The 19,418-nt window shown below is 57.1% G+C and carries 16 protein-coding genes; 8 read left to right on the top strand and 8 right to left on the bottom strand.

Translation table 11 applies throughout. The features are described 5' to 3' along the window. Positions 1–355 precede the first annotated feature (355 nt). The 8 genes from GH657_RS12605 (at position 356) to GH657_RS12640 (ending at position 10,887) form a co-directional block, all read left to right on the top strand. Positions 356–1,267 carry an OB-fold protein gene (locus tag GH657_RS12605; RefSeq protein ID WP_153101227.1) on the top strand — a complete coding sequence of 304 codons (912 nt, stop codon included), beginning with the start codon at positions 356–358 and terminating at the stop codon, positions 1,265–1,267. Positions 1,268–1,597: 330 nt separating this feature from the next. Continuing rightward, positions 1,598–2,473, top strand: coding sequence for an OB-fold protein (locus tag GH657_RS12610; RefSeq protein ID WP_153101228.1), 876 nt, complete (start codon positions 1,598–1,600; stop codon positions 2,471–2,473). A gap of 150 nt (positions 2,474–2,623) precedes the next feature. After that, positions 2,624–3,409, top strand: coding sequence for an RHS domain-containing protein (locus GH657_RS12615; RefSeq protein ID WP_153101229.1), 786 nt, complete (start codon positions 2,624–2,626; stop codon positions 3,407–3,409). Further along, entirely contained in the window at positions 3,402–8,087 is a 4,686-nt protein-coding gene (locus GH657_RS12620; protein ID WP_220094852.1) for an RHS repeat-associated core domain-containing protein, read from the top strand. The genes GH657_RS12615 and GH657_RS12620 overlap by 8 nt, the downstream gene beginning before the upstream one ends. Beyond that, positions 8,056–8,556: a hypothetical protein gene (locus GH657_RS12625; RefSeq protein WP_153101230.1), complete on the top strand. Its 501-nt coding sequence runs from the start codon at positions 8,056–8,058 to the stop codon at positions 8,554–8,556. Before GH657_RS12620 ends, GH657_RS12625 begins: the two co-directional genes overlap by 32 nt. Continuing rightward, positions 8,553–9,881, top strand: coding sequence for an RHS repeat domain-containing protein (locus tag GH657_RS12630; RefSeq protein ID WP_153101231.1), 1,329 nt, complete (start codon positions 8,553–8,555; stop codon positions 9,879–9,881). Before GH657_RS12625 ends, GH657_RS12630 begins: the two co-directional genes overlap by 4 nt. Before the next feature lie 47 nt (positions 9,882–9,928). Next, positions 9,929–10,357 (top strand): hypothetical protein, encoded by a 429-nt coding sequence (locus GH657_RS12635; protein WP_153101232.1) that lies wholly within the window; start codon positions 9,929–9,931, stop codon positions 10,355–10,357. Between the two features lie 65 nt (positions 10,358–10,422). Further along, positions 10,423–10,887 (top strand): RHS repeat domain-containing protein, encoded by a 465-nt coding sequence (locus GH657_RS12640; RefSeq protein WP_153101233.1) that lies wholly within the window; start codon positions 10,423–10,425, stop codon positions 10,885–10,887. Positions 10,888–10,913: 26 nt separating this feature from the next. On the opposite strand, the gene GH657_RS12645 is transcribed toward GH657_RS12640, so the two are convergent. The 8 genes from GH657_RS12645 to recA all read right to left on the bottom strand — a co-directional run bounded on the left by GH657_RS12645 (position 10,914) and on the right by recA (position 19,277). Further along, entirely contained in the window at positions 10,914–12,698 is a 1,785-nt protein-coding gene (locus GH657_RS12645; protein ID WP_153101234.1) for a PglL family O-oligosaccharyltransferase, read from the bottom strand. A gap of 144 nt (positions 12,699–12,842) precedes the next feature. Further along, positions 12,843–13,382 (bottom strand): pilin, encoded by a 540-nt coding sequence (locus tag GH657_RS12650; RefSeq protein WP_281349390.1) that lies wholly within the window; start codon positions 13,380–13,382, stop codon positions 12,843–12,845. Between the two features lie 245 nt (positions 13,383–13,627). Continuing rightward, entirely contained in the window at positions 13,628–14,353 is a 726-nt protein-coding gene (locus GH657_RS12655) for a TerC family protein (protein ID WP_153101236.1), read from the bottom strand. A gap of 153 nt (positions 14,354–14,506) precedes the next feature. After that, positions 14,507–15,388 (bottom strand): succinate--CoA ligase subunit alpha, encoded by an 882-nt coding sequence (sucD, locus tag GH657_RS12660; RefSeq protein ID WP_153101237.1) that lies wholly within the window; start codon positions 15,386–15,388, stop codon positions 14,507–14,509. A gap of 221 nt (positions 15,389–15,609) precedes the next feature. Continuing rightward, positions 15,610–16,776, bottom strand: a complete 1,167-nt coding sequence (gene sucC / locus GH657_RS12665) for an ADP-forming succinate--CoA ligase subunit beta (protein WP_153101238.1) — start codon at positions 16,774–16,776, stop codon at positions 15,610–15,612. Then, entirely contained in the window at positions 16,773–17,096 is a 324-nt protein-coding gene (locus tag GH657_RS12670) for a hypothetical protein (protein ID WP_153101239.1), read from the bottom strand. The genes sucC and GH657_RS12670 overlap by 4 nt, the downstream gene beginning before the upstream one ends. Positions 17,097–17,401: 305 nt before the next feature. Beyond that, positions 17,402–18,247: a recombination regulator RecX gene (recX, locus tag GH657_RS12675; RefSeq protein WP_246174070.1), complete on the bottom strand. Its 846-nt coding sequence runs from the start codon at positions 18,245–18,247 to the stop codon at positions 17,402–17,404. Next, positions 18,204–19,277: a recombinase RecA gene (gene recA / locus GH657_RS12680; protein WP_153101241.1), complete on the bottom strand. Its 1,074-nt coding sequence runs from the start codon at positions 19,275–19,277 to the stop codon at positions 18,204–18,206. Before recA ends, recX begins: the two co-directional genes overlap by 44 nt. Positions 19,278–19,418: the final 141 nt, after the last annotated feature.

Raw genomic sequence — 19,418 nt, forward strand, 5'->3', positions numbered from 1 at the left:
ATTGCAAGAAAAATAATATAAAGATCAATAAATTCTCAGGTGTATTTGAAATGATGCGGCACGTTTATGGATTTAAAAATAAAGTATTCTCAATTGTTTCGCTGATTTGTTCCTATGGGGGAGCATTGGTGGCTGCCTCATACATAGTGTTTACGCTGTTGGCGCAGAATCACGGCTGTGTTCATGGAGGCTAAGGGTTATTTATTACTTATTGGGCTTTGTCTCTCCAGGAGGACGTCATTTATTAAGCGCTGAAGATGAAGAAATGAATTCGTATTTATACCTTTTTGGGTTTTATGGAAATCAAGGTTTGTGACTCGTGTAATTGATGTAATCTCCGGAAGGAATAATTGTAATGCTGTTCTTTATTCGAAAACTGGATGGTATGTGCGAACGACTTCGGCGTATGAAGTGGGGGGTGATTGTCTTGGTTATGTTGCCAGGCTTTGTTTATGCCAATCTCATGCCCCGCGTATGCCTGGTGCCTGGATACGTGCCCAGCGATTCCGAAATTGTCGTCTTCGAATCGATCGTGTCCGATGACATGCGCAATTTCAGGTTGGGGCGGGAAACCGTCGCCGCGAATAAACTGAATGTCGCGCTTATCAGTGATTCAGCAAGCGAAGTGGCGCGCGCCTACGCCAAAAACCGGACAGAGGCCGACCGCCTTTACTCGAACAAACGCGTGTTGTTGTCTGGCGAGATTGCAGCGGTGTATCAGGAGACGGTCAGCGAGACCTCGGTGGTTTTTGCCGGGACTGGCACGCTTCAGGTGCGTGCCCAGCTCAAGACAAACTCTGCCGTCCTTATCCGCTCCCTCAAACAGGGTGACAACGTAGTTTTAGGTTGCATGCCTGCCAAATCAGTCAAGGGCGGCGTGCAGTTCAAGGACTGCATCTCTGGGGAAGAAATGGGGACTTTCGTCTGGAATACGTTGCGGGGCTATCTGGCTGACTTCTATCAGGGCAAGCGTCCTGCGGATATCACCATCCCTACGATGGCTATTAACATCGCGCTCTTCGCACAGGTCTTGCCTCCCGACAGTGGTTGCCCGGACGACATGGCGCGATGCGACGCCGCCTTCGAGGCGATGCCCCCTATCGAATCGCACATGACGCAAGCGGTGATTAGGCGTTTTCAGGATGCTGGCCTCAACCTTGATCATTACGCGGAATTGCATAAACGCCAGATGGAAAGTACCGCATCAGGTGGTACTCACGAAGAAACTGGAGCGATGCCACATCCGGCTTCGGATGCGTGCAAATAGCGACCAAAGAACGGGGGCAGGTTCACTTCATGGTGGGCCATCAAGTTCCGTACCGATATTTTAAAGTGTCTATGTGTGAGCTGATTCAGTTCATCAGAATACTTATCTTCGTGGTTTGCGCGGTGATGATAGCTGGCGGCGTTATTTTGGCGTGCCACTTTTGTAAGAGTCGGGGAATCGACATGAATACATTTTCTGGAATGTTTGAGATGTATCGCCGTGTTTTCACGTTTGAGAGCAAAGCGTTCTCCATAGCTATTCTGGTTTGTATGTATGGGGCGGCTGCTTTGATTCTAACGGTTTTTTCGCTTACTGCCTGGGGTGTGGGCCATGGATGCGAATTTCCTCTTGCTAGAAAGCAGGTGCGATAAGTCAATCGATTTAGGTGAAGCCATGTTCGACACCATTCCTTTGTTTCTATTCACGAAAGCGAGCCTTCGAGCTAAATTTTGCGTGATGCTGATTATGGCGCTTGCTCCGGTGCTCTGCGCTGCCGAAGGTTATGTTCCCAGTGAAGTTGAAACGGCTCTTCTAACGCTCATCCGACAGGACGATGTGCGTGCTTTCGGCGCGGGACAACAGAGCTATGCCGCGCAGGCCTTCAACATCGACGTTGCGACAGCACCAGAAATCGCTCGCGTCTACGAAAGTGGAGATGACGTCAAAGCCAATCAACGGTTTCTCAGCAGGCGCGTGCTTGTGTCGGGCACCATCGATGCGGTGTGGGCCAACGGCCCTGATCGCATGGTACTTGCCTATGCCGACACCGGGGCAACGCAAGTGCGCGCGATGGCCCACGGTGAACAAACATTGCACATGACCGCATGGCAGGTGGGGAACAAAGTTGCGCTGGTCTGCACTGGCGCTGGCGGAACCTCCCGCGTTGTCACCTTTGACGATTGCGAGAACGCGGACAACGTTGCCCAGCGCGAATGGGAGCACCTGAATGCTTGGTTTGCCGATTTTTATCAAGGCAAATATGTGCCGAACATCATGGTGGTCACGATGGCCGTCAATGTTGCAGCGCGCGCCAGCAGGATGCCTGTTGATCACCATTGTGCTAGGAGTTCTGAAAAGTGTCGCGAGGCTGTGATGGCGATCGGTTCCCTGACCGACGATAAAGGTCTTTTGAAGGACGTCGTCCAGCGATTCGTGGCGCAGGGACTTGATTTGAGCTTGCTGGCCCCCGTGCAACTGAAGCCCTAGCCAGTCAAAGGACGGATTTGGGTTCACTCCCTGATGGGCCTTCAAGTTGCTGGCAATCGTACAAGCGATGCGGTAATTCGCATCGCACGCCATTCCATCTGCTGAGGAGAATTCCATGGCCCCGACAATCCGACATGCGCTTTACCGCGTATGCCAAGCCCGAAAGCGCTGGACAACCGCCTCAAGCAGTACGGCGGCACCCACTATCAGTACGATGCTTGGGGCAACCTCGCCCACCGCTGGACGAACGGGCAGGAGAGCCATTTCACCTGGGACCTGTTCGACCGGCTCACGCACTACGAAGACGAACGCCTGCAAGCTGACTATGGTTACGATGCGCTGGGCCGTCGGCTGTACAAACACACCCGGGCGCACTACGAGGAGCGACGTGAGGCCGGTGCGCAGTGGAACTGCGCAGAGCGCCTCAAGGTGAATCGCCAACACCAGTGTGGCTTCACGCTCTACGGGTGGGATGGCGATACCCTGGCATGGGAAAGTACCATTGCCGATGAAGATGGCTTTGGAGCCCGTACCACGCACTATGTCTACGAGCCCGGCACCTTCGTATCGGTGGCACAGGCGGTGCGTGCAGACGCGATCCTGCTGCAGGATGAGCCGCGTTACGGCACACATTATCTCCGCGACAACGACCCGCTCTGGCTACCACTACCACCCGCCCCAGCCATCGACAGCCTGGCCTGGTACCAGTGTGACCATCTCGGCACGCCGCAGGCGCTGATAGATTCCTCTGGCAGCATCATCTGGAATGCAGAGCAATGTGTGTGGGGAACCGACCCGTCCATCCAGTTAGTGGGTTCCGTGGAAGCGCTATGCCACGGCAAATCCCGGCGTCATGGCTCAGGAGCGCTCTCCAATAACTACGCCCAGCCCCTGGGGGGCGGGTCTTTTCCTGTTCAAGGGGAGCTTCATGGATAGCGTGACTGCAGACTTGTCCTACGGACGCCAGATTGCTGTGGTTCCGGTGAACCTGATTCAACCCGCAGATGTCGCGCTGAGTGTCAGTGCATTTGACAAATGGCTGATGGAGATCAGCGATGGCGTGATCACCCTGGAGCGGATCCGGAATGTCGCGGGGGCCATGCCGGTCCTGGGCAACATCCTGGCGCTGGCGGACGTGTTCGAAGACATCGTTACGCTGATGAAGGCTGATGCTCCTCACATGTTCGACTGGGTAAGCCTTGGCATCAACCTCATCGGCGTGGTGCCGTTGCCAGGGACAGCAGCGGCCCGCGTCAGCCTGCGCCCCACATTGCAGCTGGTGCGCCAGGAGCTGCGCCAGAATGGCAGGCAGCTCATTGGCGAGGCGCTCATTACGCTGCTGGCCAGCAACCTCAACGCCACCATCAAGGGCGAACTGGAAGATTTCGTCAGCCAGGCCCAGGCAGAACTGCCCGGGTTCATTGAAGAGGCTGCGAAGTTCGGTGAAAGGCTCATCATCGACCTGGCCGATGGCATCGACAACCTCGTCCTGGGCCAGCTCGACGCATCGGGCGATTTCAGGGAAGCTGACAGGCAGGTCTTCGAGGCCACCGGCAAACTCTGGCGCGACCCGGGCGGCATCTTCTCCAATATCTACGGAGCGGCCACCAGTTTTTACGCGGGGGTTGCCAAAAAAGGCGCCAACAAGGCTGCCGGGTTCATTCCAGAAAATATAGGCAAACTGGTACTGTCTCACACGGCAGATCTGCGCAGATTTTCTCCGAAACTCGGACAGCAGATCCGGAACCTGAGCGATGCCAACATGGAACAGGGCATCGGCTGGATTATCCAGGGCCTGTCTGTTGCCCTTGCCGCTCGCAGCAGCGCTGGCCACAAGCATGGCGCCAACGTCAGGCACGACACGACCAGCGCCAGCCACAACAGCCGCCCAGGACAACCTGTTGAACCACGCTCCGCTGAAGGCAAGGCGAAGCACGACCCCAATCCGCAGAGAAGCGGAGTCTGCCCGGCCACCTGCAACAGCATCAGCTTTGCCATGGGCAGCGAGATACTCCCGCATACCGACTTTATCCTGCCGGGTCCGTTTCCCATCGAGTGGACGCGCACCTACCGCTCCAGTCTGGAGGCCTACGATGAGGCCGAATTCGGCGCGCGCTGGATTACCCCATTCACGACACGCTTCGACCTGCACGGCGATGGCATCCGTTTTCATGCCGCCGATGGACGCAGCTTCGACTATCCGCTGCCCAGGGTCGGTGAGCTGCATGATGACCGTATTGAAGGTCTCACGCTGGTGCGCGTGAGCGAGCACAGCCTGGTTCTCTGCCGTGGCCATGAGCGCCGCGAAACCTACGAACGTCACGGCGAGCGTTTCCTGCTGGTGCGTATCGAGCTGCGCGGGGGAGCCGGCCTGCTGCTGGGCTACGAACACCGTACCGGTGAGCGTGTTGTGCTTTCTGACCTGATCACCTATCAGGACGATCCCAGCCAGGCGCACCTGCACCTGGGCACCCTGGTGGATGAGGCGGGCCGCATCACGGGCCTGTGGCTGATGGGCGAGGACGCCGCGCAGCGCCGCCTGAGCCTGTACCGCTACGACGAAGCGGGTGACCTCACGCTGGCCCAGGATGAAAACGCTGCCATCTGGACCTACCAGTACCAGCAGCACCTGGTGACCCGCTACACCGACCGCACCGGGCGCGGCATGAACCTCGAATGGCAGGGCCAGGGTCCCGACGCCCGCGCCGTGCATGAGTGGGCGGATGACGGCAGCTTCGATACCCGTCTGGAGTGGGACGGGAACATCCGGCTGACCTGCGTCACCGATGCCCACGGCCAGCAAACCTGGCACTACTACGACCACCTGGGCTACACGTATCGCATCATTCATTCCGACAGGCGTCAGGAATGGTTCTTCCGGGACGAGGCGAAAAACATCATCCACCATATCCACACCGATGGCAGCGAAGACCGCTACGCCTACGATGAAAACAGCAACCTGCTGGAGCACATCCGCGCGGACGGGACACGTGTTCACTATGCCTGGGATATGGCGGACCAGCTCATCAGGATCAGCGACGCCGAAGGCGGGCTCTGGCAGCGCGACTACGACACCCGCGGCCGCCTGACCGAAACCGTCGATCCGCTGGGCAACCGGACCGGCTACACGTACAACCTGATGGGGATGCCGATCGCCATCACCGACGCCAGCGGCCGGCAAAAGCAGCTGGCGTACAACGCCAGCGGCCAGCTCACACGCTACGTGGACTGCTCCGGCAAGGCCAGCGAATGGGTCTACGACGCCCGTGGCCAGCTGATGCAGTTCACCGATGCCGCAGGCCAGGCCACCCGCTACCGCCACGAATCGGGCCAGCTGGTGGCCATCCTGTATCCGGACGACAGCGCAGAGCACTTCGAGCGCGATGCCGAAGGCCGGCTGCTGGCCCACGTGGATGCGCTAAAGCGGCGCACCGGGTGGCACTACACCGGGGCTGGGCTGCTGTCGAAACGCGTGGACCCGGCCGGCCAGAGCCTGCGCTACCAGTGGGACAGGCTGGGCCAGCTCACGGCGCTGCGCAACGAGAACGGGCGCGATGCAGAATTCACCTACGATCCGGTAGGCCGCCTGCTGGCCGAAACGGGCTTCGATGGTGTCACCACGCGCTACGAATACGGGGACGCCACGGGTACGCTGGCGCGCGCCATCGAAGGCCAGCGCATCACCGCCTTTGCCTTTGACCCGATGGGACGGCTGACTGAGCGCCGCGCCGCGCTGCGAACTGGCGACACCCCGCCGCAGGAACAGGACTGGCAGGTCGAGCGCTTCGCCTACGATGGCAACGGCCATCTGGCACTGGCCAGCAACGCCGGCAGCCGGCTGCAATGGTTCCATGACGCGGCCGGCAACCTGGTGCGCGAGCACCAGCACTACCGCCAGCTGGGCAGGCCGCTGGTGGCGGTGTGGCAGCACGAGTACGACGTGCTGAACCAGCGCATCGCCACGCTGCGTCCGGACGGGCACCGGGTGAGCTGGCTGACCTATGGCAGCGGCCACCTGCTGGCGCTGCAGCTGGACGGGCACGAACTGGCCAGCTATGAGCGCGACGACCTGCACCGCGAGGTCGCGCGCCTGCAGGGCAACCGCCTGCTGCAGACGCAGCAGTGGGATGCGCTGGGGCGCCTGAGCGGGCAGGTGCTGGCGCGCGAGGCGCAACCGGGCAAACAGGGCCCGCCCGGACAGACGCCAGGCGGCGAGCGGCTGCTGGTGCGCCGCTACCGCTACGACGCCAGCGGCCAGCTCACGGACATCAACGACACGCGCCGCGGCCAGCTGGCGTACCGCTACGACCCGGTGGGCCGCCTGCTGGAAGCGCAGAGCCGTCTCGGCCACGAGACCTTCGCCTTCGATCCAGCCAGCAACCTGGTCGACCCGCAAGCGCAACGCGAGACCGACCGCGAGCACCTGCCACGGCCGAAGGCGCTGGACAACCTGCTCAAACAGTACGCGGGCACGCACTACCAGTACGACGCGCGAGGCAACCTGACCCAGCGCTGGCGCAACGGCGAGGCCTGCCGCTACACCTGGGACCTGTTCGACCGGCTCACGCACGCCGGGGACGGGCGTCTCGAAGTCAGCTACACCTACGATGCGCTGGGCCGCAGACTCTCGAAGCACAGCCAGGCGCACTACCAGGCGCGCCGCGAGGCGGGGCCGCACTGGAACCGCAGTGAGCGGGTGAAGCGCAACCGCGAACTGCAGTGCGGCTTCACGCTGTACGGCTGGGATGGCGACACGCTGGCGTGGGAGAGCCGGATTGCTGACGAAGATGGTCTGGGCGCGCGCACCACGCACTACGTGTACGAGCCGGGCCGCTTTGTGCCGGTGGCGCAGGCGGTGCGTGAGGAGGCGATTGCGCTGCTCGATGAACCGGTGTACGGCGACTACTACCGGCAGGACGAGGACCCGCTGTGGAGCCCGCCGCCAGCGCCGCCGTCCGTTGACAGCCTGGCGTGGTACCAGTGCGATCACCTGGGTACGCCGCAGGAGCTGACCGATGAACGGAGCGAGATTGCGTGGGCGGCGGAATACCGCGCGTGGGGTGTGGCGAAGGAAGCGATACGGAAAGCGTCAGAGGGACGTGCTGAACTGCGCACACCGGTCAGGTTCCAGGGGCAGTACCATGACCATGAGACTGGGCTGCATTACAACCGGTACCGGTATTACGATCCGGAGGTGGGGAGGTTTGTTGGCAAGGATCCTATCGGGTATGCGGGTGGACTCAATACGTTCCTCTATGCGAACAATCCTGTGCAGTGGGTTGATCCGCTGGGGCTGCAAAGGAAGCCAAGGGTTCCGCCACACATCTCACAGCAGAAACAGGCTGGTCATGTATTGGGTGCGCCGCAGTACGACAATCGCGTAAAGCAAGGTAAGGCGACCTCATGCTTTTGCGATTGGGACGACGCGATTCAGTACACAGATGAAGCATGGAATCAAGGCATCCCTGTTCCCGGACGCCTCAATGTGCGAGATCACGATTTTAAGACGCCCGTAGGTTTTGGCCCCAACGGGGGCACTCAATCGTCAGTGCGTGTTCACCAAGATAATACAGGAAAGATCCATGGACATCCCAAAGGCAAAGAAACCCCGTGAACTAGATTTTGATTGGGATAAATTCTCCAACTCTGTAATCGGTTCGTACGGTAGCTTCGAACATCCTGAGTATTTATTTACTCATCAGTGGTTTACGGAGAAAAAATATCCGGAGATGATGGATTTTATCAAGGAAAACTATCAATTCTCTGAGGACACGGAACCCAATACCGATGTGAGCTACAGCTTTATTCTAAAAAAAGGCAAACAGGATGCAATACTGAAGGTTTCGTTTGTTGGTCCATATTTCTATATGTCATCAATTTTGTCAGATGGAAGTCAGTCTGAGCCCGCTTATGATTTAACCGCAATGGATTTTAGATTTCCATTGCAAGAGTACTTACATCAGGCAGGATTTATCTGCACCACAAGTACTATTTTGTGCAAAAAGGTGCCGTTTGGAGGGCAGCGTGTCAGTGTGTACACAATCCTTTATTGTTATGAAGATGAGCCTTCGTGGGTTAAATGAAGTGCAATATTTATATATGGAAACTGTCGTTGCTGGTGCGCAGCTACCGTTACGACCCGGTGGGCCGCCTGCTGGAAGCGCAGAGCTGGCTGGGCATGGAGCACTTCGCCTTCGATCCGGCCAGCAACCTGGTCGACCCGCAAGCGCAGCGCGAGGCCGACCGCGAGCACCTGCCACGGCCGAAGGCGCTGGATAACCTGCTCAAACAGTACGCGGACACGCACTACCAGTACGACGCGCGGGGCAACCTGACCCAGCGCTGGCACAACGGCGAGGCAAGCCGCTACACCTGGGACCTGTTCGACCGGCTCACGCACGCCGGGGACGGGCGTCTCGAAGTCAGCTACACCTACGATGCACTGGGCCGCAGACTCTCGAAGCACAGCCAGGCGCACTACCAGGCGCGCCGCGAGGCGGGGCCGCACTGGAACCGCAGCGAGCGGGTGAAGCGCAACCGCGAACTACAGTGCGGCTTCACGCTGTACGGCTGGGATGGCGACACGCTGGCGTGGGAGAGCCGGATTGCTGACGAAGATGGTCTGGGCGCGCGCACCACGCACTACGTGTACGAGCCGGGCCGCTTTGTGCCGGTGGCGCAGGCGGTGCGTGAGGATGCGATCGCGCTGCTCGATGAACCGGTGTACGGCGACTACTACCGGCAGGACGAGGACCCGCTGTGGAGCCCGCCGCCCCCGGCGCCGTCCGTTGACAACCTGGCGTGGTACCAGTGCGATCACCTGGGTACGCCGCAGGAGCTGACCGATGAACGGAGCGAGATTGCGTGGGCGGCGGAATACCGCGCGTGGGGTGTGGCGAAGGAGGCGATACGGAAAGCGTCAGAGGGACGTGCTGAACTGCGCACACCGATCAGGTTCCAGGGGCAGTACCATGACCATGAAACCGGGCTGCATTACAACCGCTACCGGTATTACGATCCGGAGGTGGGGAGGTTTGTTGGCAAGGATCCTATCGGGTATGCGGGTGGACTCAATACGTATCAGTACACGCCGAATCCCACGGGATGGATTGATCCGTTAGGGTTGGAAGCGAAAGATCTCGGAGTTATTTATCGTGGTGGTGGTAAAACCCCAGTAAATTTGACTCCGCGTACGCAAGATGTAACTGGTTTATCGGCTAACGTTAATCCTATGCCGGGTAAAAATGTAGCTATTGACACTTCGAAGTTAAAGAAGCTTTGTGCTATTTGTGATAATAAGAAAACAGGACATATTTCGATAAAACCTAAGGATGCTTCGCAGATGACTGGCTGGATTAAAAGCAGAGCGGAAGGAGCAGACCATCCGTTAACAAAAAAAAAGAACTAGAAGAGGCAAAAAGAACTAGAAGAGGCTGTTGTTGGAGTGATCAAGAAATGACCGTGCGGAATATAAAAAGTGACATTGAATTTTTACTCAACCCTATAATGAATGTTTTGGATGAGTTTTGTAAATCCATTAAATTTTGCATAGATGGTTTGCTGGTAATTAATGGAGCATATGGAACGGAAAATTGTGATTTATTTGCATACGCAAGTATATTAAAACACAAAAATGGTGATGAAATAGCCATTGGAGTTTCAGTTGAAAATAAAGATGGATGCATAACGATTGAATCGGATGTGTCCGAAAGCTCGGGGCGCATAATTTTAGATGGACCATCTTTAAATGAGAAATTTATTGATTGGCCATCCTCCCATGAAGGGTGTGAGGTCTGGCTGAAAGAATTTAAAAAATTTCTTTTAGATGATTTTGATATTATTATTAATGAAATCAGGAAACTTCCTGATGAAAATCAGGAGTAAAGAAAAGAGTCGTTATTGAATTGCACCCCAAAAGTTGGATACCGATCTCCCTTTGGGGTGTTTTCATGGCGAAGTACGGCGATCAATTTCGGCTGCACCTGACGTTTGTGACCGATGCGCTGGGCTACACCACGCAGCAGTACTACGACATCGATGGCTACCCGTACCGGGTCGTGTATCCGGACCAAACCGGAGAATGGTTCTTCCGCGATGCGGCCAAAAACATCACCCACCACGCCTACCCTGATGGTGCTGAAGAACAGTTCACGTGGGACGCGCGCGGTAACCTGGCCTCGCACACGGCATGCGATGGCCGCACGTACTTCGTGCATGGCCGGCACGACATGCGGCGTGGCGCGAGCCGCTATGCGTATGACCCGCTCGGGAGGCTGACATGGGCACAGTCGTCGCTGGGGGTGGAGACGTTCGCGTTTGATCCGGCGAGCAATTCGTTTGAACGTGATGAACGAGATAAACACGGCATGGTCCTGTCCACCACCGGCACCTCGGTGCAAGCTAAAAATCATTAACAAAAACGCCAGCCAGAAAGTTAGCCTCATTCATCCTCATCGTCCTCTCCCAACTGCCTGGCCTTGAGCGGCACCCCATATTTCTTCACGAGTTCCGCCTTAAAGTCCGCCAATGTCTTGTGCTCATCACACAATGCATACAGACGTTCAAGCTGCACCGGCCAATCACGTAACTCTTCGGCAAAAATCTTCAGGCGCTCAACACTGTCGAGTGCCGCCGCGCTATCGCCATTCAGCGCCTGAAGCACCGCATAACGGCGCAAAACAGTCTCGCCAGGCAACAACGCAAGCGCATTCTTATGCATCGACAGCTTATGCGGCAGGCTCGCGGGCGTCATCGGCAGCAGTGTCGCCATGCCGTAATTACCCCACGCTCCGAACAAAAACGATGGCTCAGCACGATACTGTTCAACCGGATGCGCCCCGTAATACAACACCTCGGCTCGCGTGTAATCACGGTAGATGGGGTACAAGGCGACAAGTCCGGTCAGCACGACCAACCCATACACGCCACCCACGGCGCGGCCCGAAACCAGACGCAACGGCCGCGTCTCCAGCAAACCAAAAATAAACATTGCAGGAAGCAGGAAAAACAAATACTGCTGCGGATACTCCACGAGCGCATGCATCACCAGCACGCCAATCAGCGCCAAACCAAACACGCGCGCAGCCGTGTGCGGCGCCCGCAGCACACGAACTAGCCACGCACCAAGGCCAAGCAGGACAATCGCCAGTCCAATCAGGCCCGTCTTGGCCAGCAAATCGATAAAGATGTCATGCGCGTTATTGGCAATCTCGACCCCACCCAGCGTTTTCACGAGTTCCAGCTGATAACGCGGAAATTCGCCCCAGCCCACGCCGAGCAAGGGATGCGTGTAAAACATCGTCCAGCCGTACTTCCACAGCGCAATGCGCGGCGCAATCTGGCCTGCGTCCTTAAACCGGTCAGCGGCTGATTGCCCGAGATCGAGTTGATATCTGACATTGGCCCAGCGCACAGCCGCATTCACCGCGAAAAACAGCACTGCCAGTGCAACCGGTATGAGCCATTCACGATAGCGATGCAATGTCCCAGGCTGGCGCCGCTGTTCCAGCCATGCCATCCAGAACCCGGCGATGACAATCACCGCCATCTGCAACCACGGTCCGCGTGAAACGGTCAGCGCAAGCCCCAGTGCATAGACAATCGATAATGCTCCCCAGACGAGCAGGTTCAAACGTCGGGTTTGCACGAAGAGCAGCGCTCCGGCCATCGCAAACGCGATACAGGTGGCGAGGTGATTGGCCTGCGCCATATTGCCAAACGGTCGCCGCCCAACAAAAACGTTGTATGCAACGACAAACGGCGTGACCTTGGATTCAAGGTGAAAAAGCTGAATAACCTGGCAAAACACGGCGAACAGACCGCCCAGCATCAGCGCCACTGCTGCCCAGCGCAAGGCGGTTTCAGCCAGCTTTGCCCGGGCTAAGGTATAGCCCGCCTGAGTCGCCATCCATGCCACGAGCAGGCAACCCGCACCCAACCAATTCATCGAAGCACGAGCTGTGGGCAAGACAAACGATTGCGTGACGATCAGCAAGGCAAATACCAGCGGCACAAGCGCAACGACGGGTGCGGCAAACGTCATGCGTGGCCGTGCAGTGCCGGCGAGCAACGCAACGGCAGCTCCCGTCAGCAGATACAGCGCTAGCGCGGTGAACTCAGCGTAAAACGTGGGAATCGGATAGGTATGGCCAACGATCGTATAGGGAACAGTCAACGCCAATGCCAGCAAGACAAGCGAGAGGTAACGTGCAAAGGGGGTAGGCATGTGGAACCGGGGATGTCAGGGACCGGCGCACTATACAAAAAAAACCTTTCGTTGTGCGCCGGATCTGACGAAATATCTCACCGCCCTTGCTTCCCTCCTCAGGCACCTATCGAGCGCTTATCGAGCCCCGGATCAAGCCTCGAATCATGCACGGCATTCTGGTGGCGCAAGTTTGCCGGCTAGCGTCGAGGCTTCTGCCGGAGACGGCCCGGCACCCGGCGCGGGCAACGACGATTTAGTCTTGCCCGCAGCGAAACATTCCCAGGTGAGCGATCCTGCCTGAACCACTCCGCTATTCAAGGCAACGCGTGCCGTCGGAGCGCTTGGGTTATCGGGTACTGATGGCACAAACACCAGCGTATTAACTCCGGCAGGTGCGACTCGTGTGGAATAGGTCACGGTGATCTGTCCATTGCTATCGTCGATTTGAATCGATTCGACATTCCGCGTGGCGGGCGGTGACGTGTAACCGCCACCAAAAGCATTGCCGCTTGCCGCATTTTCGGCAACCGCCAACCGTGCCGAAGCCGCCAGCGACAAGCCCTCTCCCACTCGGCTACGAGCCAGATAATCCTGGTACGCGGGAATGGCATACGCCGCAATCACACCGACAATAGCCAGCACGATCATCAGTTCGATCAGCGTAAAACCCAAGGCACGGCACACTTGAACGGCTCGTTGCACAGGCCGTCGTGCACGGGGATTGTCGCGCTCCCAGAGTGGCGGACATCGCGGCAAGGGCAATAACGGCGGGAACGCTGCTAGCGGTGGGAACGGTGAGAGCAGCAAGGATATAGCGCAAACATGAGAAGCCATCGACACACTCCTGAAACGAAAAAAGCGCTCGTCCGTGAATCGGAACAAGCGCTTTGATCGTAGCCCGGCGTGCCCGCCCAGCCCAGTCAGCCGGATAGCATAAGCCTGAGTGCTTAAGATGCGGCAGGCGGTATGCTATTTGTCGCGCGGCGCGCATTGCGCCGTTTGAGCGCATACCCTAGCGCCACCACGAACAACGCACCGGCAATGCACATACCGTATTCAGCGGCGGGTGCGTCAAGCAATGGCCAGCGGTCGCCCGCGGGATCGTTGATGATTAACCCCCCGGCAATCCAGCCTAGCAACGCAGCGCCGAGTGTGATGACTATCGGGAAACGGTCGAGCATTTTCAGCACGAGCTGGCTGCCCCAAACGATGAGTGGAATGCTCACCAGCAGACCGAAAATCACAAGCCCCAGCCGGTGCGCAGGATCAGCCGCCTCGGCAGCGCCCGCGATGGCAATCACATTATCGAGACTCATCACGGCATCGGCAACGACAATGGTCTTGATCGCCGCCATCAGCTTGTCGGCAGGTTTAACGTTGGCATGCGCCTCATGAGCTGGCGCCATCAACCGCACACCGATCCATAACAGCAGCACCCCTCCAGCGAGTTTCAGGAACGGCACGTCAAGCAGCACCACCGCGAAGGCAATCAGCGCAACACGCAGCAGGATCGCGCCAGCCGTTCCCCACAACACCCCTCGCACACGCTGTTCTGGTGGCAAATTACGGCACGCCAGCGCAATAACAACCGCGTTATCGCCACCCAGCAGGATATCGATCACGATGATCTGAAAAACTGCGCCCCAGTGGAGCGTTGTCAAGAACTCGAGCATGGACGATTGGAATTAGAAAAATGGTGAGTAAAACCGGAATCGAGGCCAATAAAAAGCGAGGGAGCCATAGCTCCCTCGCTTTTTAAAACAGCCACTTACGAAAGCACTTCGTAAGCATATCAAAAATCACACTAACTCGCAGACACTATTTTCTTACAGCATCGACTTCAGCAACCGGGCCATCTCGGATGGATTCTTCGTGACCTTGATACCGCATGCATCCATAATTTCAAGTTTGGCTTGCGCCGTATCCGCACCGCCCGAGATCAACGCACCCGCGTGACCCATACGCTTGCCTGGGGGAGCCGTCACACCCGCGATAAAGCCAACCACCGGCTTTTTCATGTGGTCCTTGATCCAGTACGCTGCATTGGCTTCGTCTGGGCCGCCAATTTCTCCGATCATGATGACCGCATCTGTATCCGGATCGTCATTGAACATCTTCATCACATCGATGTGCTTCAGACCATTGATCGGATCGCCACCAATACCCACGGCCGACGATTGACCCAACCCCAGCGCCGTCAGTTGCCCCACGGCTTCGTAGGTCAGCGTGCCCGAACGTGAAACGACGCCGATGCGCCCTTTCTTATGGATGTGGCCAGGCATGATACCGATCTTCAGTTCATCCGGGGTAATCGTACCTGGGCAGTTCGGCCCCAGCAGCAATGTCTTGCGGTTTTCCCGACGCATCCGGTCTTTAATCTCGATCATGTCGCGCACCGGAATACCTTCGGTGATGCAGATCGCCAGATCGAGATCCGCCTCGACTGCTTCCCAGATTGCCGCCGCCGCGCCTGCTGGCGGCACATAGATAACCGAAACCGTTGCGCCTGTTTCGGATTTGGCTTCTTTCACGCTGCCATAGATCGGAATGCCTTCGAAATCTTCTCCCGCCCGCTTCGGGTTCACACCCGCAACGTAAGCTTCACGACCGTTTGCATATTCACGGCAAGCGCGCGTGTGGAATTGCCCGGTCTTGCCGGTAATGCCTTGCGTGATGACCTTGGTGTCTTTGTTAATCAGAATCGACATGTATTGACCTTTGTTCGTTTGGCGGCTCGCACCGTGCAGCCGTTGATCGCCATCGCGCTTGTCGCGCCCTGGATCCTGTGCGCTATCGCTTTATAGCTTTACCGCTTTAGCACCGGCATAAACGGGTGCTCCGCCATTCGTATTCCGTGATGACCTGGCTTGGTGGCTTGCCTGGCTGACCCAGCTAACAGGCCAGACCAGGTTTACCAGGTTTTTAGCCCTTACTTGCCCTGGGCCGCTGCAACGACCTTTTGCGCAGCTTCTTCCATGCTATCTGCAGCAATGATCGGCAAGCCGGATTCGGCCAGCATCTTCTTGCCGAGGTCCTCGTTCGTGCCCTTCATGCGAACCACGAGCGGCACCTTTAACGAGACCGCTTTCGACGCTGCAATCACGCCTTCTGCGATCACATCGCAGCGCATGATGCCGCCGAAAATATTGACCAGAATTGCTGTCAAGTTCGGGTTTTTCAACATGATCTTGAAGGCTTCGGTCACCTTCTCGGTCGTCGCGCCGCCGCCCACATCGAGGAAGTTGGCCGGTTCGCCGCCGAACAGCTTGATGGTGTCCATCGTCGCCATCGCCAAGCCCGCACCGTTTACGAGACAGCCAATATTGCCGTCAAGCGAGATGTACGCGAGATCAAATTTTGATGCTTCGACTTCAGCGGGATCTTCTTCGTCCAGATCACGGTAAGCGACGATTTCTGGATGGCGGAACAACGCGTTTGAATCAAAATTAAATTTGGCATCAAGTGCAATCACCTTGCCGTCGCCCGTCAGAATCAACGGATTGATTTCGGCCAACGATGCATCGGTTTCCCAGAAAGCCTTGTACAAGCCTTGCAGAATCGCCCGCGCTTGCGGCACGGAAGCATCCGGTACACCGATCTTCTTTGCCAGGCTGTCTGCTTCCGCGTCTTGCAAGCCCTTTGCCGGATCAACGGCGATCTTGTGAATCAGCTCAGGCGTTTTTTCCGCGACTTCTTCGACGTCCATGCCGCCTTCGCTCGATGCCATCACGACAACTTTTTGCGACACGCGATCAATCACGAGGCCGACATACAGTTCTTTCTTGATGTCCGCGCCTTCTTCGATCAGCAGGCGCTTGACCTTCTGGCCTTCAGGGCCGGTCTGGTGCGTAACAAGCTGCATGCCGAGGATCTGGTTCGAGAATTCACGAACCTGCTCCAGCGACTTGGCGACCTTCACACCGCCGCCCTTGCCACGACCACCCGCATGGATCTGAGCCTTGACCACCCATACCGGGCCACCAAGCTCTTCCGCGGCCTTGACCGCATCATCCACCGAGAACACCGGTGTGCCGCGCGGTACCGCGACACCGAATTTCCGCAGGATTTCCTTACCCTGGTACTCGTGAATCTTCATGCGTGATTCCCTTCAGTCTGAGAGTTGGATTGAACTTCGTTTCCACCTGCTGGTATGACGCGCAGCAGGTTTGTGCCGTTACCGGCAAGAGGATTTTTGTGATGTTTGCGTCCAACGGCTGCATTCTGGCGCGCTATCTGTCTTGCCGCTCTGCCTGTTGCCCCGGTAGCGGCACACATTGAACGGAGAATAGGACAAGGAAAAGAGAAAGGCTGCGAAAAAATGCTCAAAAAACGTAAATCAACCGTGAGGCCAAACGCAGCGTCTGAAACGCGAAAAACAAACCCTGATCCATCACGCATCGGCTTGAACGGCGTCATGTGTGAATCCGAAAAGGGGGATGTAACAGAAAGATGGCCCGCAAACGCCGGATTGGCATTTTTGTCCTGCAGCCCCTCTTTGCGCTCGTATGCACCCGCTCGAATTACGCGCCTCTGGCGCAATGGGTGGGATACGTGCAAAGGAAACGACATGTGATGGAAGGGGCTGAAAGACGCCGGAATTGAGGAAAACGCGCGAATTTTAGCATACTGGGTATTTGAGGCTATTGATGAAGCCGGCGCCAGGCCGGTGTCAAGCCGCCATGTCAAATCAATCCAGGCCTACCCAGATCAGCCCAGCCCGATTAACCCTCTTCCCATTCGTCATCCACGCCCTTGAGGATTTTTCCAACAATGGCTTGCGAAAAACCACGAGCAACAAGAAAACGTATTTGCCGGGCACGCTCGGCCGGTGTCGTGGGAAGCTGACCGTATTTTTTGTTCCAGACTGCCTGCGCACGGCTCAGTTCTGTGCCACGCAACTGGGTATTCATGGCTTCGATCAAGGACGGATCGACTGCATGCCGCTTCAGTTCGCCGGCGATACGCGCTGCTCCCAGACGCGAAGCGCGCCGATGAACCAGGCTCTCGACAAAACGGGAATCGGATAACCAGCCTTCGCGCTCAAGGGTATCGAGTAACGTATCGAGGCAGGATGTCTCATCGGCAAACGGTGCCAGCTTGCGCGATAACTCAGCACGACTATATTCACGACGGGATAAATGACCCAACGCCCGCGCTTTCAACGAGCGGGGCTGAGGTGAGCTCTCTGTTACGGCACTTTTCCCCGCCTTGGTACGCATATGACGTGTATCGCGCGAACGGGTATAGGTTGTGGTTGTTTCTGGCTTTGCTGTGGCCGCTACGCCACCCGCGTCATCATGTGCGGTGGATGACGCGGATGATTCAAATGATTGAAATAATTCAAAAGGATCGGGATCGGGAAAATCCAACGGGCCAGTGCGCTCAACCAGGTCTGCTTGCGGCCTGTTCGTACAGGTAACCTCACGCTTCTTACTCACCAGACCATCCTCCTCACACTGATTACCGGAAACAGGTGAAGCTAAAGCAGATGGTCCAGGCGGTAACTTGCGCATGACGTAGACATCACTCTTCTTGACCCGCGACTTCAGCGCTGACCACGACTGCATCAGCCATCGCATTGACGCCCAGCGATTCACGGATACGGTTTTCGATCTCGCGTGCGATCTCCGGGTTTTCGCGCAAAAATTCGCGCGCGTTGTCCTTGCCCTGGCCAATCCGCTCGCCGCTGTAGCTATACCAAGCCCCCGCCTTGTCAACAATCTTGGCCTGCACGCCCAGATCAATCACTTCGCCCTGGCGGGAAATGCCTTCGCCGTACAGGATGTCGAAAATCGCTTCGCGGAACGGCGGCGCGACCTTGTTTTTGACGACCTTCACGCGAGTTTCGTTACCGATCACTTCGTCGTTTTTCTTGATCGAACCAATACGGCGAATATCCAGACGCACCGATGCGTAAAACTTCAGCGCGTTACCACCCGTCGTGGTTTCTGGGTTGCCAAACATGACGCCAATTTTCATCCGGATCTGGTTGATGAAAATCACGAGACAGTTGGTCCGTTTGATCGTACCCGTCAGTTTGCGCAACGCTTGCGACATCAGACGCGCCTGCAGACCCGGCAGCGAATCGCCCATTTCGCCTTCGATTTCGGCCTTGGGCACCAGCGCCGCCACCGAATCGATCACGATCATGTCAATGGAACCCGAACGCACCAGCGCATCCGCAATTTCAAGCGCCTGTTCACCCGTGTCCGGCTGAGAGACCAGCAAATCATTCACGTTTACGCCCAGCTTGCCCGCGTACTGGATGTCGAGTGCATGCTCCGCGTCAATAAATGCCGCTGTCCCCCCCAGCTTTTGCATTTCGGCGACGACCTGGAGCGTAAGCGTGGTTTTACCCGACGATTCAGGCCCGTAGATTTCAACCACGCGCCCGCGCGGCAAGCCACCCACACCCAGCGCAATATCGAGACCCAGCGACCCTGTTGAGACAACCTGGATGTCTTCAACGGCCTCACCCGCGCCAAGCCGCATCACCGACCCTTTGCCGAACTGTTTCTCGATCTGTGCCAGCGCGGCTGCCAACGCCTTGCTCTTTTCAGCCGTAAGTCCAGCCGGGCCCTTCTTGTTTTCTTCCATGAATTGTCCTTTGCTATGATGAACAGCGTCTGAAACAGCTGCGATTGCCCACCACAGGCAAGCGCCACGCCGAATTCAGGTACTGTATAAAAAAACAGTAGTTTTAGCAAGACAGATTTATTGATGCGTGTCACTCGCACC

Origin of the sequence: Paraburkholderia hayleyella, from assembly GCF_009455685.1 — a bacterium.
GTDB classification, from domain to species: domain Bacteria; phylum Pseudomonadota; class Gammaproteobacteria; order Burkholderiales; family Burkholderiaceae; genus Paraburkholderia; species Paraburkholderia hayleyella.